This window comes from Flaviflexus huanghaiensis (assembly GCF_014118685.1).
Classification (GTDB): domain Bacteria; phylum Actinomycetota; class Actinomycetes; order Actinomycetales; family Actinomycetaceae; genus Flaviflexus; species Flaviflexus huanghaiensis.
The window spans coordinates 1-16,177 of sequence record NZ_JACFAK010000005.1 but is presented as its reverse complement, the minus strand read 5'-3'; the positions used below and the strand labels follow the sequence as shown (position 1 = coordinate 16,177).

General features: G+C 61.7%; 20 protein-coding genes and 1 pseudogene. 7 read left to right on the top strand and 14 right to left on the bottom strand.

Annotated elements, in window-relative coordinates:
• Position 1: 1 nt before the first annotated feature.
• Positions 2-1,429: a Re/Si-specific NAD(P)(+) transhydrogenase subunit beta gene (gene pntB / locus H7E91_RS04770; RefSeq protein WP_182353962.1), complete on the top strand. Its 1,428-nt coding sequence runs from the start codon at positions 2-4 to the stop codon at positions 1,427-1,429.
• A gap of 85 nt (positions 1,430-1,514) precedes the next feature.
• On the opposite strand, the gene H7E91_RS04765 is transcribed toward pntB, so the two are convergent.
• Complete coding sequence (locus H7E91_RS04765) at positions 1,515-1,805, bottom strand: acylphosphatase (RefSeq protein ID WP_182353961.1); 291 nt, start codon at positions 1,803-1,805, stop codon at positions 1,515-1,517.
• A gap of 212 nt (positions 1,806-2,017) precedes the next feature.
• Here H7E91_RS04765 and H7E91_RS04760 point away from each other — a divergent pair, with 212 nt between their 5' ends.
• Positions 2,018-2,590, top strand: coding sequence for a protein-L-isoaspartate O-methyltransferase family protein (locus H7E91_RS04760; protein WP_206680357.1), 573 nt, complete (start codon positions 2,018-2,020; stop codon positions 2,588-2,590).
• Between the two features lie 9 nt (positions 2,591-2,599).
• Here H7E91_RS04760 and H7E91_RS04755 read toward each other — a convergent pair whose 3' ends face one another.
• On the bottom strand, positions 2,600-2,917 hold the full coding sequence (locus H7E91_RS04755) for a hypothetical protein (protein ID WP_182353960.1): 318 nt from the start codon (positions 2,915-2,917) through the stop codon (positions 2,600-2,602).
• A gap of 47 nt (positions 2,918-2,964) precedes the next feature.
• On the opposite strand from H7E91_RS04755, the gene H7E91_RS04750 reads away from it, so the two are divergent.
• Positions 2,965-3,495, top strand: coding sequence for a DUF4916 domain-containing protein (locus tag H7E91_RS04750; RefSeq protein WP_182353959.1), 531 nt, complete (start codon positions 2,965-2,967; stop codon positions 3,493-3,495).
• Positions 3,496-3,837, top strand: coding sequence for a DUF3054 domain-containing protein (locus H7E91_RS04745; protein WP_182353958.1), 342 nt, complete (start codon positions 3,496-3,498; stop codon positions 3,835-3,837).
• Between the two features lie 123 nt (positions 3,838-3,960).
• Here H7E91_RS04745 and rdgB read toward each other — a convergent pair whose 3' ends face one another.
• From rdgB to clpS, 6 genes are read right to left on the bottom strand one after another with little or no spacing between them, the layout of a single operon-like run.
• Positions 3,961-4,539 carry an RdgB/HAM1 family non-canonical purine NTP pyrophosphatase gene (gene rdgB, locus H7E91_RS04740; RefSeq protein ID WP_182353957.1) on the bottom strand — a complete coding sequence of 193 codons (579 nt, stop codon included), beginning with the start codon at positions 4,537-4,539 and terminating at the stop codon, positions 3,961-3,963.
• Positions 4,536-5,255, bottom strand: a complete 720-nt coding sequence (gene rph, locus H7E91_RS04735) for a ribonuclease PH (RefSeq protein ID WP_182353956.1) — start codon at positions 5,253-5,255, stop codon at positions 4,536-4,538. The genes rdgB and rph overlap by 4 nt, the downstream gene beginning before the upstream one ends.
• On the bottom strand, positions 5,252-6,028 hold the full coding sequence (locus H7E91_RS04730) for an MBL fold metallo-hydrolase (RefSeq protein ID WP_182353955.1): 777 nt from the start codon (positions 6,026-6,028) through the stop codon (positions 5,252-5,254). Before H7E91_RS04730 ends, rph begins: the two co-directional genes overlap by 4 nt.
• Positions 6,025-6,834: a glutamate racemase gene (gene murI / locus H7E91_RS04725; RefSeq protein WP_182353954.1), complete on the bottom strand. Its 810-nt coding sequence runs from the start codon at positions 6,832-6,834 to the stop codon at positions 6,025-6,027. The genes H7E91_RS04730 and murI overlap by 4 nt, the downstream gene beginning before the upstream one ends.
• A 9-nt stretch (positions 6,835-6,843) precedes the next feature.
• Positions 6,844-7,449, bottom strand: coding sequence for a DUF2017 family protein (locus H7E91_RS04720; RefSeq protein WP_182353953.1), 606 nt, complete (start codon positions 7,447-7,449; stop codon positions 6,844-6,846).
• Positions 7,449-7,730, bottom strand: a complete 282-nt coding sequence (gene clpS, locus H7E91_RS04715; protein ID WP_182353952.1) for an ATP-dependent Clp protease adapter ClpS — start codon at positions 7,728-7,730, stop codon at positions 7,449-7,451. The genes H7E91_RS04720 and clpS overlap by 1 nt, the downstream gene beginning before the upstream one ends.
• A 64-nt stretch (positions 7,731-7,794) precedes the next feature.
• Here clpS and H7E91_RS04710 point away from each other — a divergent pair, with 64 nt between their 5' ends.
• A complete protein-coding gene (locus H7E91_RS04710) occupies positions 7,795-9,156 on the top strand; it encodes a nicotinate phosphoribosyltransferase (RefSeq protein WP_182354107.1) in 1,362 nt (453 codons plus the stop codon).
• A 71-nt stretch (positions 9,157-9,227) separates the two neighbouring features.
• Here H7E91_RS04710 and H7E91_RS04705 read toward each other — a convergent pair whose 3' ends face one another.
• The 4 genes from H7E91_RS04705 to H7E91_RS04690 all read right to left on the bottom strand — a co-directional run bounded on the left by H7E91_RS04705 (position 9,228) and on the right by H7E91_RS04690 (position 13,473).
• On the bottom strand, positions 9,228-9,479 hold the full coding sequence (locus H7E91_RS04705; RefSeq protein WP_182353951.1) for a DUF3039 domain-containing protein: 252 nt from the start codon (positions 9,477-9,479) through the stop codon (positions 9,228-9,230).
• Positions 9,480-9,535: 56 nt separating this feature from the next.
• The gene (locus H7E91_RS04700; protein WP_182353950.1) at positions 9,536-9,817 is read right to left on the bottom strand and encodes an HU family DNA-binding protein; all 282 of its coding nucleotides are present in this window, start codon (positions 9,815-9,817) and stop codon (positions 9,536-9,538) included.
• Positions 9,818-10,041: 224 nt separating this feature from the next.
• Positions 10,042-11,610, bottom strand: a complete 1,569-nt coding sequence (locus H7E91_RS04695) for an aspartate-alanine antiporter-like transporter (protein WP_182353949.1) — start codon at positions 11,608-11,610, stop codon at positions 10,042-10,044.
• Between the two features lie 51 nt (positions 11,611-11,661).
• Positions 11,662-13,473: an ABC transporter ATP-binding protein gene (locus H7E91_RS04690; protein WP_338401731.1), complete on the bottom strand. Its 1,812-nt coding sequence runs from the start codon at positions 13,471-13,473 to the stop codon at positions 11,662-11,664.
• 149 nt (positions 13,474-13,622) lie between these two features.
• On the opposite strand from H7E91_RS04690, the gene H7E91_RS04685 reads away from it, so the two are divergent.
• Positions 13,623-14,033: a VOC family protein gene (locus H7E91_RS04685; RefSeq protein ID WP_182353947.1), complete on the top strand. Its 411-nt coding sequence runs from the start codon at positions 13,623-13,625 to the stop codon at positions 14,031-14,033.
• A 42-nt stretch (positions 14,034-14,075) separates the two neighbouring features.
• Here H7E91_RS04685 and budC read toward each other — a convergent pair whose 3' ends face one another.
• Positions 14,076-14,822 carry a meso-2,3-butanediol dehydrogenase gene (budC, locus tag H7E91_RS04680; protein ID WP_182353946.1) on the bottom strand — a complete coding sequence of 249 codons (747 nt, stop codon included), beginning with the start codon at positions 14,820-14,822 and terminating at the stop codon, positions 14,076-14,078.
• A gap of 335 nt (positions 14,823-15,157) precedes the next feature.
• Between budC and H7E91_RS04675 the strand changes: the two are divergent.
• Positions 15,158-15,280 (top strand): annotated as a pseudogene (locus tag H7E91_RS04675) (IS481 family transposase); the annotation flags it as partial.
• Between the two features lie 93 nt (positions 15,281-15,373).
• On the opposite strand, the gene istB reads toward H7E91_RS04675, so the two are convergent.
• A complete protein-coding gene (istB, locus tag H7E91_RS04670) occupies positions 15,374-16,105 on the bottom strand; it encodes an IS21-like element helper ATPase IstB (RefSeq protein WP_182353945.1) in 732 nt (243 codons plus the stop codon).
• Positions 16,106-16,177: the final 72 nt, after the last annotated feature.

The following is a 16,177-nucleotide window of genomic DNA, read 5'->3' as shown; positions in this document are numbered from 1 at the left end:
CATGGATGCTCAGAATATCGTTGTACTCGCCTACCTCGTCGCCGCACTTTTCTTCATTAATGCGTTGCGCGGCCTGTCGGCCTATGACACGGCCCAGTCGGGCAACACCTCGGGCGCGATTGGAATGGGCATCGCCCTTGTCGCGACAATTTGGCTCGCTGTCGATTCCGATCCGGCGCGCGGCGTCGCCCTCACCCTCATCCTCATCCTTGTTGCTCTCGCCATTGGCGCCATCGTTGGCCTGCGGGTGGCGAAGAAGGTCGAGATGACGGAGATGCCGCAGCTCATCGCGCTGTTGCACTCGTTCGTCGGCCTCGCTGCTGTCCTTGTCGGCTACAACACGTTCATCACCTCCGCGGGTGACAGCGGGCCGGGTCATGCATTCCACATGGGCGAGATTTTCCTCGGCATCTTCATCGGCGCCGTGACGTTCACCGGCTCGATCATCGCTTACCTCAAGCTGTCGGCGAAGATGAAGTCTGCGGCTCTCACGCTACCCGGCAGAAATCTCCTCAACCTCGTGGCTGTTCTCGTTTCGATCGGCCTCATGGTGTGGTTCATGAACACGGCCACCCTCGGTGAGGGGCTCGTGCCGCTCATCATCATGACCGTCATCGCACTTGCTCTTGGCCTGCACCTTGTTGCGGCGATCGGCGGCGGCGACATGCCCGTCGTTGTCTCGATGCTCAACTCCTACTCGGGCTGGGCGGCAGCCGCGGCCGGATTCATGCTCTCGAACGATCTCCTCATCATCACCGGCGCTCTCGTCGGCTCCTCCGGTGCATTCCTGTCGTACATCATGTGCCGCGCCATGAATCGCTCCTTCATCTCCGTCATCCTCGGCGGATTCGGCCAGCCCACCGCGGCGGCCGCGGAGCGGGACTACGGTACGCACACCGAGACCGCCGCGGACGATGTCGCCGAGATGCTGGCGAACGCCAAGAAGGTCGTCATCACCCCCGGCTATGGCATGGCGGTCGCCCAGGCACAGTACCCCGTGGCTGACATGACGAAGCGTTTGCGCGAGGCGGGCGTTGATGTCTCCTTCGGAATCCATCCCGTCGCTGGCCGCCTACCTGGCCACATGAACGTCCTTCTCGCCGAAGCAAAGGTTCCGTACGACATTGTCTTCGAGCTCGACGAGGTCAACGAAGAGTTCTCTGATGTCGACGTCGTTCTCGTCATCGGTGCGAACGACACCGTCAACCCTGCAGCTGAAGAGCCTGGCTCCCCCATTGAAGGAATGCCGGTCCTCAAGGTGTGGGAGGCGAAAAACGTCATCGTGTTCAAGCGCTCCATGGGCAACGCTGGCTATGCCGGGGTTGAGAACCCGCTCTTCTTTGCGGACAACACTCAGATGCTCCTCGGCGACGCGAAGGCGTCCGTCGACGCCATCAACACCAGCTTGACGGTTCCAGCCACAAGCTGACCGATACCGAGTGGGGCGCCTCTATGGGGCGCCCCACTGTTCTGCAGCCGGGCTGTATTCTTCTGCATCACGTGCGCCGGTCTTTTCAGGCCCCGCCGCCTTCTCGAATATCGAAGCCGCTCACGTCTGCGTAGTCGCCGGGCTCGAGGTCCGCGGTGTGCACAGCCGCCACCCGGGCCGCTGGCGGCCCGACTGCGCACCAATCCAGCATCTTGGCGACAGACGCGTCCTCGCCGATGAGAAGAGCCTCGACGGATCCGTCCTCCGTGTTGCGCACCCAGCCAGCAAGCTTGAGCTCGCGGGCCCGCCGCGCCGCGCTATACCTGTATCCAACTCCTTGGACCCGCCCCGTAATCGTGGTTGCCACTACTCTCATGAGTCCTCCCGTGCGCCTTACTCAAATGCCCTCAATCCATCCTCCCGGCATGGCTGTACGCGCCGCAACCATCGCCGCTTCACGTTCTCTGATTCTTGGGCGCTGTCATCGGCTAGAGGACGACAGTAACGGCAGCGTCAGAAGCGGCTATGCCGGGGCCTTACGGGCCCTCGACGTCGGTGATAGATTCCGAGTAAGTGCCAGGAGGAGCAATGAGTGAGCGACTACGTGTCATTGAGGCAATGAGGAGACGCGATCGGACGCGGTTCCTTCCCGAGCATGCCAGGCGATCGGCCGGGCTTGATCATCCGATCAGTATTGGTCACGGTCAGACGAACTCTCAACCGTCGACGGTCGTCGACATGCTCGTCCTTCTCGACGTCCATCCTGGCCATCATGTGCTCGATGTCGGTTCCGGGTCGGGGTGGACGACGGCAATCCTTGGCGACATTGTCGGTCCCGACGGTACTGTGACGGCAACCGAAATTGTGCCGCAGCTCGCGGAGCGGGCTCGAACCGTGCTCAAGGGCGAGGACCTGCCGTGGGCGACGATCCACGATGCTGACCCTGACAATCTGGGATGGCCCGAACTTGCGCCATATGACAGGATTCTCGTCTCGGCAGAGGCCAGTCGTATACCGAACGCTCTCGTCGACCAGCTCGACGTTGGCGGCGTCATGGTTATTCCGGTCAACGGCAGGATGTTGCGGATTGTCATGCGCGCAGACGGCCCAGACGTCACAGAGCACGGTCTTTACCGATTCGTGCCACTCGTTGGCTCCTGAACGGCGCTGTCAGTCTCGTGAGCGGCGACGCTCCTGCTGCCACACGAGGACGGCTGCAACGAGGACAAGAGCAAGCGCGATGATAAGTGGCACGATTCCCCATGTCGTCGGGGTGACGAAGCCCGTCATGAGGATTCCGGCAGCCCACCACGCCAGATCGGCCTTCCTTGCGCCGACGTAGGCGATAACGGCACCAATAACCGAGAAAGTGACGGCGATGAGGAGCCCGGGCGGGAATCCTGTCAGGATCGACACGACAATACCCGAGAGCGAGTACATGGCGCCGAGGACTGCCCCACCCCAGTAGAGGCGACGAATGTTCTCCATACGCTGACAATCTCATAGTTTCGATGAAGTGCTGGCACAATCGAGACGTGAGCGATATTGCATCTGGAGATATGGGGCCCTGGCTGTCGCCAGAGGAGTTGGAGTTTGTTCGGCGCAAAGTGCCCATGGTGTACGTCGACATTGTCCCGATCCGCACAGACGAGGTCGGTCAGCTCGAGTCAATCGGGCTCCTCCTCGAAGCTCAGAACGATGGGATTTCCCGCGCGCTCGTCTCTGGACGCGTCCTCTACCACGAGTCTCTCCGGGAGGCGATCGCCCGGCACCTCGAAAAGGATCTCGGCCCAATGTCGCTCCCTCAGCTGCCAGCGACGATCACGCCGTTCACCGTGGCCGAGTATTTTCCCACCCCGGGCTCCGATAAGTTCGACGAACGCCACCATGCAGTGTCCCTGTGCTACATCGTTCCCGTCATGGGTGAATGCGACCCAGCCGCCCACACGCTCGACGTCACGTGGTTCTCGCCCGGGGAAGTCCGCACCCCCGAACTTCAGGCGGAGATGAGCGAATCCCATGCGCAGATCCTCAGGCAGGCGCTTGCCCACATGGCCGCGATCTAGATGAGGGCTTTTCTCCTCGACCTCGTGTTGACAGCCGGATTCGTCGCTCTTGGCATGGCATCGCACGGGTCCCCACCCGCCGAGTACCCACTCACAGCTCTTCCCTTCATCATCGCCCTCGTCGGAGCTTGGGCGCTCCCGCGGGTCTCACGTGACCCTGCCTCGCTCGTCTCGGGAGCGATTGTCTGGTCCGTGACGACAATCGGCGGCCTCGGCCTTCGCGCGCTGTTCGGCGACGGGTTGGCAGGAGCCTTCACTCTCGTCACCGCGTCGGTCCTTGCGGTGTTTTTCTTCGGGTGGCGGGCGATAGCCGCTTTTCGGAGCTCTCGTTCTCCACGGTGAGGACACTCGTTCGAACGGCAACGAAGCCACCAACTCAAGCGCAGTATGTCCGCTCAGGTTCCCTCGGCGAGTGAGAGCGTCGACCCGTAGATTTCGCCCCGTGAGGTGAAGAGATCGGGAACGTTACCCGATCCTCAGTCGATCAAGTTCGGCCTTGAGCGCACGGAAGGCATGCCCCCGGTGGGAGATCGCATTCTTCTCCTCCGGTGACAGCTCTGCTGCGCTCACATCATGACCATGTGGCTGAAAAATGGGGTCATAGCCAAAGCCACCCTCGCCACGCGGCTCGCGCAAGAGCGTACCCTCCATCGTTCCCGTCGCGATGAGCTCACGCCCGCGAGGATCCACATACACGGCGGCACAGATGAATGTCGCGGCCCGATGCTCGTCCCGCACATCGGCGAGCTGACGCAGAAGAAGCTCAAGGTTCTCCTGGTCAGCACCGTGTCTGCCGGACCATCGGGCTGAGAAGACGCCGGGGGCACCACCGAGGACATCAACGCACAAGCCGGAGTCATCCGCGACGACAGGAGTACCGGTGCGTTCGGCGACGTAGCGAGCTTTGATAAGAGCGTTTCCGGCAAACGTCACATCATCCTCGATTGGCTCGCCCAGCCCTTCTGGGGACAGTTCGATATCGTCTCGCCGGAGAATCTGCCGGACTTCGCCGAGCTTGTGGGCGTTGCGGGAGGCAAGAATCACGCGAGCGCCTCCTTTTGCAGCTCGGTGAGCTCGGCCGTGCCCGAGAGAGCGAGATCCAACATCGCGTCGAGCTCGTTGCGGTTGAACGTACCGTCTTCTGCAGTTCCCTGGATCTCGACGAAGGATCCCGAGCCGGTAACGACGACGTTCATGTCCGTCTCGGCGCGCACATCCTCTTCGTATGGAAGGTCGAGCAATGGGACGCCGTCAACGATGCCGACGGATACGGCGGCGACAGAATCCTTGAGCGGCGACGCCTTGAGGATCTTGTTCTGCAGTGCCCAATCGACCGCGAGTGCGAGGGCGACATAGGCGCCGGTGATGGAGGCGGTGCGCGTCCCACCATCAGCCTGGAGGACATCGCAGTCAAGCACTATTGAGTTTTCACCGAGCTTGTCCATGTCGACGACAGCGCGCAGTGAGCGTCCAATGAGGCGAGAGATTTCGTGTGTGCGACCGCCAATCTTGCCCTTAACTGATTCGCGTATACCGCGAGAGTCGGTTGCGCGCGGTAGCATCGCGTACTCGGCCGTCACCCAACCGCTCCCGGCGCCCTTCTTCCAGCGCGGCACGCCTTCGGTGAATGATGCGGTACAGAGCACCCGTGTCTTACCAAACTCGACGAGGCAGCTTCCTTCTCCGGCTTCCTGCCAGTTGGGAGTGATCGTGATCGAGCGTAGTTCGTTTGCCCTGCGGGAGTCCTTGCGAGTCTTCATGACTCCATAGTAGGGGCAGGGGTGACATGGAACGTCCCACCCGGAATCGCAACGGCGACCGGGCCCGAATATTCTTCGCGAGCTTCGTCCGATACTGTCTGCGGATTAGTCCACGGTTGCAGGTGCGTGAGCACAAGGTTTCGCGCTCCCGCTTCGGCGGCGATCCGACCTGCCCGCCCCCCGGTCAGATGGATGTCACGCACCGTGTCACGGGTTGCCTCGAACGCAGCTTCACACAGGTAGAGGTCTGCGTTCCGTGCCGCAGCGACCTGTCCCTCGCAATAGTCCGTATCGCCGGAGTAGGCGAGAACGCCGCCCGCGGCGCCGGTGATTCTCGTCGCGAGCGCCGGGACAGGATGGACGGCGGCAAAGAACTCGATCGACATGTCGCCGATGTGGATCGTGTCACCTGCGGTAACGGTGCGGAAGTCGAATTCTCCCGAGTACGTCTCGTCGGCAGGATCGCCGCCAATCTGCCGGGTGCGAACGAGACCGTCGCCCGGGCTGTAGACGGGAATGGGGCCGAGCGGGCCGCTCGGCAACCAGCGCCGATACACCTGCATACCGATAATGTCGGCACAGTGATCCGTGTGAAGGTGAGACAGGACAATCGCGTCGATCTCGCCCGGGTCGATGTGGTTCATGAGCTGTCCCATGCTGCCCGGCCCCAGGTCGAGGAGGATCGTCGTTGTGTCGGTCGAGACGATGTAGCACGATGCTGCCCCTTTCGGTCCAGACATCGAGCCGGTGCATCCGACTACTGTGAGTTTCACGTGACCTCCACACGGTCGACGGAGCCCACTTCAGGCCCCAAGAAGCGGCGGGCGAGCACCTGGAACGATGCCGCGTCACCTGTTGACAGGAATCGGTAGTGAGGCGGGGATGGATGTGTTCTCATGAGGCCCTGAGCCACAAGGGCCCGGTATGTGTCTTTCGCGGTCTCCTCCGCGGAGGAGACGAGGGTGACCGATTCGCCCATGACATACGAGATCACACCGGTGAGAAGCGGGTAGTGCGTACACCCGAGAACGAGCGTGTCGACCCCCGCCTTCTTAATCGGGTTGAGGTACTCGTAGGCAACCTCGAGGAGATCGGCCCCGGTCGTCTGGCCGGACTCAACGAACTCAACGAACCGCGGAGCCGCCGCCATCGTCAACGTGATGGACGGGGCTGCTGCGAACGCGTCACCATAGGCCCCTGAATTGATGGTCGCCTCGGTGCCGATGACGCCGACCCGACCCGTGTGGGTCGACGCGGCGGCGCGCCGGACGGCCGGGCGGATGACCTCGAGGACCGGGATCCCCATGCCGGCCTCGTAGCGTTCACGAGCATCGTGAAGAGCTGCTGCGGACGCGGAGTTACAGGCGACGACGATCATCTTGACGCCGGATTCGACAAGTTTGTCGAGCACATCGAGGGTGAGTTCGCGGACCTCCGCGATCGGCCTCGGACCATACGGCGCGTTGGCGGTGTCGCCGATGTAGGTGATTGCTTCACCGGGAAGCTGATCAATAATCGCGCGTGCGACCGTCAGACCACCGACACCTGAGTCGATGATTCCGATGGGCGCATCATTCATAAACCGACCTTATCCGCGCGGCCGCCGGAGCCGCACGGCGTCGATGAGTGAATCCTGCCACCAGGTGATCATCGCGTAGACGAGCATGAGCTGATGCTCGACTTCGTCCTCGTCTCTCAGTGGGTTGGCGTGGTGTCCGTCGGCAATCTCGCCCGCCCGGGCCGCGACCTCCTCCGCTCTCGCCTCATCGTTGATGTCGAGTCTCGTCCCGAGAACAAGCCGTAAATCGTTGAGAGCCGACATCCACACCGGGATCTCATCCTCGGCGACAAACACGCGGCCAGTCGAGGACGACAACGCCCTATACACGGACGTGAGATTCGATACCTTCGTCGAGCGGACACTGGATTCACTAAGCTCGCGTAGCTCGCGCGCCTCGTCCGGATCTTCGCTCATGTCCGGCAACAAACGTTCGACAACGGGGTCAAAGGAAGGCTCGGCACTGGGGGCAAGCTCCCTCTCGAGAACCGCGAGGGGGTCATCCGTGACGTCGACGACTGCGACATCCTCACCGAGAATGGCGACGACGTCTCGCATAAGGGAGGCAACGAGTTCGAGTTCGAAGATGTCGCCGCCGGAGCTGACCCCACCCCTCACCCGTTTGAATCCGTACATCAGGACTCCTTCTCAATGGTCGCACGCAGGCCGTACGTGTGCATCGCCTGCACGTCGGTCTCCATGGCCTCTCGAGAGCCGGAGGACACGACTGCGCGGCCGCGGGTGTGGACCTCCATCATGAGCCTGTTGGCCGTCATGGCATCGAATCCGAAGTATGACTCGAATACCCAGGCGACGTAGCTCATGAGGTTGATCGGATCGTCGTGGACAACGGTGCGCCACGACGGAGCAGAGACCTGCTCCTCCGAGGGTGCTTGGGAAGAAGTCGGCTGTGTCATTGGCTGCCATTCTACGCAAATCGCAACGTCTTGACGTGTGAGGTTAGCCGTGGCCGTTAGTCTGATGTCTATGCACCAGTCAACTGCACTGCTCACCGACATGTATGAGCTCACGATGGTCGAATCGACGCTTCAGTCCGGGGCGGCAGATCGACAGTCCGTCTTCGAGGTCTTTGCCCGCCGTCTCCCGCCCGGTCGCCGCTATGGCGTCGTCGCAGGAACTGGTCGGATCCTCAGGCAACTGGCGAACTTCCGCTTCTCCGACGCGGAGCTGACCTATCTCCGAGAGCGGAGGATTGTCTCCGAGTCGACCATCGAGTGGCTCGCGGACTATCGGTTCACGGGCGACATCTACGGCTACCGGGAGGGCGAGTGCTTCTTCCCGGGATCCCCCGTTCTCACAGTGACAGGAACATTCGCCGAAGCCGTCCTCCTCGAGACTCTTATTCTCTCGATCCTCAACCATGATGCCGCCGTCGCAGCCGCTGCCTCCCGCATGACGATTGCGGCCCACGGACGACCATGCCTGGAGATGGGGGCACGGAGGACTCATGAGCAGGCGGCGGTTGCCGCCGCCAGAGCAGCCGTTGTCGGCGGCTTCGTGGGCACCTCGGTTCTCGAAGCTGGACGAACGCACGGCATCCGCGCCATCGGCACGGCAGCTCACTCGTTCACGCTCGTCCACGACACAGAAGAGGACGCCTTCGCAGCCCAGGTCGCGTCGATGGGACCTGACACGACCCTGCTCGTTGACACGTTCGATGTGCGCAGGGGCGTCGAACGTGCCGTCCGAGCAGCACGCGACGCCGGAGGCGAGCTCGGTGCTATTCGCCTCGATTCTGGCGATCTCGTCGCTCAAGCGGTCACGGTTCGCCAGCAACTTAATGACCTTGGCGCGGCAAGCACGAAGATCACGGTCACCTCTGACCTCGACGAGTACTCGATTGCGGCGCTCGGCGCCGCTCCTGTCGATTCATACGGCGTTGGCACGAAGCTCGTGACGGGCTCGGGTTTCCCCACGGCAGAGCTCGTCTACAAACTTGTCGCCCGCGAGGACTCTCACGGCCACATCCGCGAAGTGGCAAAAAAGTCCAAGTCGAAGGGCTCGGTAGGCGGGCTTAAAGTCGCTGGCCGCCGACGGGACGAGGATGGCGTCGCTCGAGAGGAGCTCATCGTGTCCTGTGAATCCTGGGAGCAGGGCTTCGCAAAGCTAGATGAGACCGGCGCTCGCCCGCTCCAGGTACCACTCGTCCTCGCTGGTGAGGTGCAGCCTCACTTCACGGCGCAGGAGGCCGCGGCCCATCACATTGAGTCTCGTAACGAACTGCCGTACCAGGCGTGGCGCCTGTCGGAGGGCGAGCCGGGCATCCCGTCAACGATGATCGACATCTTCCCGGGCGACGACAACCCGTACGACGGCACCTGAGCCTGCGGTCGGCCGTGTCCGGACATGACGAGAGGGAGCGCAATTGCGCTCCCTCAGTCTGTTGCGATCGGTCAGCTTTTGCCGCCGCCGCTCTTCATTTGCGCGTAGATTTCCTTGCATGCAGGGCACACGGGGAACACCTCTGGGTTTCGAACCGGAATCCACACCTTGCCGCATAGGGCGATGACCGCTTTTCCGGTCACATTCGATTCGGTCAGCTTGTTTTTTCGCACGTAATGGGCATAACGCTCGGCATCGCCCGGCTTAATCTTCTGCTCTTCACGTGCCTGCGTCGACGCGCTTCCGGATGTCTGGTGACTCATGGTCTCGATCATAGTGCTGGCCCCGTCACCGGGGCCAGCACAACGATTGGATGACTTTACTTGGCGACGGCCTTCTTGAGGGCCGAACCGGCCGAGAGCTTGACGCCGTGGCCCGCCGGGATCTCAATCTCCTCACCGGTGCGGGGGTTACGGCCCTTGCGGGCGGCGCGCTCTGTGCGCTCGATCGACATGAGACCCGTGATCTTGACGGCCTCTCCAGCAGCCAGGGACTCGACGAGAACCTCCTGCAGGGCGTTCATCGCAGCATCGGCATCGGTCTTCGTCAGGTTGGAGCGCTCTGCGATCTTGGCGATGAGCTCGGTACGGTTCAGGGACATAATGCCCACCTCTCCTCAGTTGTTCTTGCGGACCCGGGTTGGATCACTAGGTCGAATCTAGCGGAAACTCCGCGATAACGCGCGGAACGGCGGACGAATTCACCGAATTCTCAGGGTGTTCACACGATGTTCCAGCCGCACTCAAAGAATCGTTGATGTTCGTGGGTGGCGTTTGACCCGAAATGTCCACAAGAAAGTGCGCTGCGGGGATGGGAAAAATCTCCTCAGAACGCCAAGATCGCGTGGACGAGGAGAATCTTCACAATGATGCTGAGCGCGAACAATGCCGCATAACCAGCCTCGATACGTTCGTCATCTCGGCGGCTTGTGGCATACGACAGGATCGCTGGTTGCCCGATCATGCCTGCAATTGCGCCGGCGGTACGGGGAACCGATAGACCGGACAGACGTCCCGCCGCCGCCATACCAAGCGAGGCGATAAGGACGACGACAGCGCCGACAACAACCGACAGCGCCCCGACTCGGGTGAACGCAGTCTCCATGAAGGCGGGGCCCGCGGTGATGCCGACAGCGGCGAGGAAGATGAGAAGGCCGAGCTGGCGGATCGTCAGGTTGGCGGCCTGCGGCACCTGCCATACCAGGGGGCCCGTACGGTGAAGTGCACCGAGGACCATACCGACGACAAGGGGACCAGCTGCCGCACCGAGGGAGAACTGGGCGTCGCCCGGTAGGGCAATCTCAACCATGCCGACCAGCAAGCCAAGCGCCATCCCCACCCCCACTGAGAGCGCCGAGAAGCTAGAAACGCCCCGGACCGAATCTCCGAAGAAGGAGGCAACCTCATCGAGTGACTCCCGCGGAACGACGGCGAGGGCTCGGTCACCGAGTTCAAGGATGAGATCATCGCGGGCCAGCATCTCAAGGTCCCCGCGGCTGACTCGGGTGACGACGCCGCCGAAGCGGGCGGCGAAGTTGAGCTCAGCAATAGTCCGACCGGCAAGATCGTCGTTGGAGACGACGAAATGACGGAAGTCGACCTGCGCGCGGTCGTGCGCCAAATGTTCTGGGATCCGCTCCCCCACCTGCTCGACAGCGGCTGCGACAACGGGGGCAGTGCCGACAAATAGCACCTCGTCACCGGCGACAAGCTCTTCACCGGGTGAAATCACGCGGGTGCGCCCGTGCCTACGCAAGTAGCTCATGCGTAGTTCCTGGTCGGCGAAGCCCTTGACGGTGCGCACCGGCATGGGGTTCTTCACGACGACGGAGACAGCGTCGATATCCTCACCCGCGAGTGAGCCAACATCCTTACGGCCCGGCCAGTCCTTGCCGACAATCCAGGCGACGACGAGAATCGCGAGGATGACGCCTACCGGATAACCAATGGCGTAGCCGACCGAAGGAAGTCCCGAGGATGTCGCGGCGTTCGCTGCGGCAAGGGCCGGGGTCGAGGTGAGGGAGCCAGCGAAAATGCCGGTAACCATGTCGACCTCGAGGCCGAGGACGCGGCCGAGCACAATGGCACCTGCGGCAGCCAGGATAAGGATGATCGCCGCCCACATCATGAGCGGTGCCTGCCGCTTGAGGTCAGCGAAGAACGTTTGCCCTGCCGAAAGCCCCACCATGTAGACGAACAGGGCGAGACCAAGAGATTGAAGCAGTCCGAGAGTTGCGCCGACGTCGGGAACAAAGGCCCCGATGGCGAGGCCAACGAAGAGCGCGCCAGCGGCGCCGAGGCGGAGCGGTCCGAAGGGGATTGCCCCGAGAGCGGCACCGAGGGCGACGACAATGAAGATGGTGAGGAGCGGCGACGCCGAGAGCAGATCAACCACGAGATACCTCCTTGAGAGTTCTCTTTTCCACGTTATCCCTTCCGCGCCGTCCTAGCGCTCAATGCCGTAGCCACGCAACTTCTTCTTTGCGTCGCGGGTTCCTTCGTTCTGAAGCGCAAGCAGCTGGGCGTAGATTCCGCCGCTCATTGCGAGGTCGGCGGGTGTGCCGATTTCGTCGACGCGGCCGTCCTTAAGGGTGACGATCCGATCGACCGTCGAAATGGTGGACATACGGTGGGCGATGATGAGGGACGTGCGGTCCGCCATGAGCGATTCGAGACCCGCCTGGACAAGCCGCTCGGACCGGGTGTCGAGGGCGGAGGTCGCCTCGTCGAGGACGAGCAGAGCCGGGTCCTTAAGGATGGCGCGGGCAACGGAGATGCGCTGCTTCTGCCCGCCAGACAGTTTAAGACCGCGCTCGCCAATGACGGTGTCGAGGCCGTTGCTGAAACGAGTAATAAACTCCCAGGCATTCGCCTTCTTCGCCGCGGCGATGATGGCGTCCTCGGTCGCCGACTCGTCCGCGTATCCGATGTTCTCTCGAATGGTGCCGGAGAACAGGCTTGAGTCCTGGAAGACGACGCCGATGCGGGAGCGGAGCTCATAGAGAGACATCGTCGCGACATCCTCACCTGCGACGGCAATGCGGCCCTTTCGAAGCGGGTATAGGCCGAGCAGGAGGTTGATAAGCGTCGTCTTACCGCCTCCGGACTCCCCGACGAGAGCAACCCGCTCACCTCTCGCCACGGTGAAGCTCACCCCGTCGAGCACCGCTTCGTCATCGTCGTAACCAAAAGTCACGTTCTCGAACACGAGGGCCGGCGCATGTGGGTCACGTACAAAGGTCGACCTTGCCCCGGTGAGGACGCGGGCCTGTTCGAACATCGGAGTGTCCTCGACAGTCTCGAGCTCGATAACCTCGAAGTAGTCGCGAGATCCGGCGATCGCGCGCTGGGCGGAGTCGACAATGAAGGACATCATGGTCACGGGCTGGCGGGCCATGGCGACGAGCTGGACGAGGAGGACCATGTCGCCGACGCTGAAGATGCCGCGAACCGTATAGGTGAAGATGATGGCATAGACACCGAAGAAGATCGCGGCCATGACGCCGCGCCGCAACGCATCCATTGCGTGCCAATGGGTCGACTGCTTCTTCGTCGCTTCGACGGTGCGCCCGTAGCGTTCGGAGAAGACCCGGTGCTCCCGGAGCTCGGACACGAAGGACTTGACGACTTTGATCTGGCCGACAACCTCAGTGAAGCGGCCACCTGCGACATCGATGTCCTCATTCTTGACAGCTTCATACCGCTGCCACCGCTTCGACGTGATGGCGGTCAGCCACATGTAGACAGGAAAGACGATGAGGAGGAGCACGGCGAGCGGCCACGCGTACCAGGCGGAGATGACGAGCACCGCAACGGTCGTGATGAGGAGGGTGAAGAAGCTGTTCGCGAATGACTTCGCGAAGCTCGTCACCTCAGTGATTGATCTGTTGAGGCGGGAGACGATCCTGCCCGTCAGCTCATTGTCAAAGTAGCGCTGAGGCAAAGAGAGAAGCTTCTCGTAGTAGCGAGTCGAGAGGATTTCCCTCATTCGAGCGCTCATGACATCACCGACGTAGCCGCCGACCGATGACACGGCCGTGGAGAAAAGCTCGACCGCGAGGAATGCGCCCGCGAGCAGGAGGACTGTCCGGATCGCGTCGGCCTCTGAGCGGTCACCCGCAAGAGTCTCAACGACGACGTCAGTCGCTGACCCGATGATAAAGGGCACGGTCAGGGCGGCAACGGCCGTGAGCACCGAGGCGGTGATGATCGCTGCGTAGTGTCCGCTCAGCTCTTTCGTGAACCTGAGAATCCTCACCAGCGACTGCACATAACCTCCATCAATGACAACACTCTATGAACGGGTGGAGGACGCTACTTAGTCCGAGAGGTCCCTCACCGGTCCTGTCCCCGGTTGCGCCCGCGACGAGCAAGAGTACCCTGGGCCGCAATTGATAAGGAGACGTCATGACCTTACGCCACAGCCTCTACCTCACCTTTCCCGGCAACGCAGCAGAGGTCCTCACCTACTACCGATCAGTATTCGGGGGCGAGCTCACGATGATGCTCTACAGCGAGATGGGCAACCTGGACGAATACCCCTTTAACCCAGATCCCGACTGGGTCGCCCACGGCGAGCTCCGCGGCATTGTCAATGTGTCCGGCGGGGACGGAGAGGTCAAGGCTCTCGGCTCGCAGGTGTACTCGATGGTCCTCTACGGAGACGACGTCGAGGAGGGCAGGGCCCTCCTCGAACGCCTCGCCGAGGACGGCGGCGAAAAGATCATGGACTACGAACAGGCCCCGTGGGGCGACTGGTACGGCCAGGTGCGCGATCGGTTCGGAGTCACATGGGCGGTTGCGGCGACCGACCGATAAAGAATTGACACATAAGGGGCGCTGATCACGGCGCCCCAATCGTCAGGACATCGTCCAGCCGCCGTCGACTGGAAGCGCATGGCCTGAGATGTAGCCCGACAGGTCAGAGGCGAGGAAGAGCGCCGCCTTCGCGACATCCTCGGGCTGGCCGAGTCGGTGGAGCGGGATCGGAGCGAGGAAGGCATCCTTGATGTTCGGATCATCGAGGAGTCCGCGTGTCATGCCAGTTTCTCCGGTGCCGGGGCAAATGCAGTTGACCCGGATGTCGTCCTTGGCGTAGTCGACTGCTGCGGCGCGGGTGAGGGAAACAACCCCGCCTTTGGTCGCCCCGTACGACACTGCGTCAGGGAAGCCGATGATGCCGCCAGCTGACGCGGTCGAGATGACGTTGCCCTTCGTCTTCTTCAGGTGCGGCATTGCGTATTTCATGCCAAGGAACACGCTCTTAAGGTTGACGTCGACCGACCGGTCCCATTCCTCAATTGAGGTGTCCTCGACATTGCCGGGACGGTAGATGCCGGCGTTGTTGAAGAGGACATCGAGCTGGCCAAACTCGTCGACCGCACGATCAATAAAGCCCTTGACAGCGTCAGGATCGGCGACGTCGGCGGTCACGGCGATGGCGGTCCCACCATCACCTGTGATTGCATCCGCAACAGCCGCAGCGGCGTCACCATCAATGTCCACGACGACGACGGAGGCGCCTTCCTCCGCGAAGAGCTTAGCCGTAGCCTCACCAAAACCTGAACCGGCTCCGGTGACGACTGCGACCTTATCTGTGAGCAACATGGGAACTCCTTCTGGAAACGTCTCAACACAGTCAGCGTAAAGCATCGGTGTCGCTTCGAGCTTGCCCGTGCCGCTCGTTGGACGCTACCGATCGACACGCCCGCGGAGGCCACAAAGAGCACCCGAGAAAAAATGAGATCCAGCTGACCGAGAGCTTTTGGCCGAGTGTAGAAAGAACGGCCGACCCGTCTCGGCATGAACCCTCACACATCGGGCCGCGAGACGAGATCTCCGCCTAGCTGTAGTTCCTCGGGAGGTTGTGAACGCTCGAGTTAGATGAAGACCTCCGGCAGGATGTGGGTTACCACGCTCGCATCCAGTAACCGGAGGTCTTCATGTCCCACGCTAACGCACCATTGACACCTGTGGGCAGGCAGCGCCTGGCTTCTCTGATTGTCGATCAGGGATGGTCGATCCGACGCGCAGCGGAGCGGTTCCAGGTTTCGCCTGCAACCGCGTGTGTTTCGTCAAGTTGATGTGTGCCGAAAGAGCGCTAAGAAGTAGGCCACTTCAGCTGTGTTCTAGGCCGTTTGAGCGCCGCGTTTTTCTTGTTATTTCATGAGCGCGTTTTTCACTCGGTAGGACTCTCCTCGGAATTGGAGGAGGCGGCCGTGATGGACGAGGCGATCAATGACCGCGGCAGCCATATTGTCATCCCCGAAAACGGTGCCCCACCTGGAGAACTCCAGGTTGGTGGTGATGACCAGGCTACGTCTCTCATACCCATCGGTGATGACCTGGAACAACAGCCGGGCCCCTTCAGTGTCGATGGGGAGGTAGCCGAGCTCGTCAATGACGATCAACTCGTTCTTCGCGATCGAGGCGAGTTCCTTATCAAGCCGGTCCTCTTCTTTAGCTCGCCGTAGAGCCATGACCAGGGCTGAGGTGGTGAAGAACCGGGCAGGGATACCGCGGTTACAGGCAGCGGCGACAAGAGCGCTTGCCATATGTGTTTTCCCTGTCCCAACATCTCCGTACAGGACCAGGTCCTGAGCGTGAGTGATGAACTCACGCGACTCCAGAGGTTCTCTGCCGTAGTCAGTGGGAAACCGGACCGCGTTGTAATCAAACCCCGACAAAGATTTTAAGGCCGGTAGGCGTGCGGCTTTCAGCAGTCGCCGGCGCCGAGACTCCAGCCGTGATTCATGTTCAGCAACCAGGATCTCATGCAGATACTCACGCTGCTTGGGTGTGCCTTTGACAGCCCACTCCTCAAGGACACTCCCCGTGAGGGAGGTGCGCCTGCCGGCGTCTATGACGTCTTGGACACTGATCTGACTCATGCCACCACCTCCACACTGTCGTCAGCAGTGCTGATGGTGAGGGTGTCGTAGATGGTGAGGTCCACGTTCACA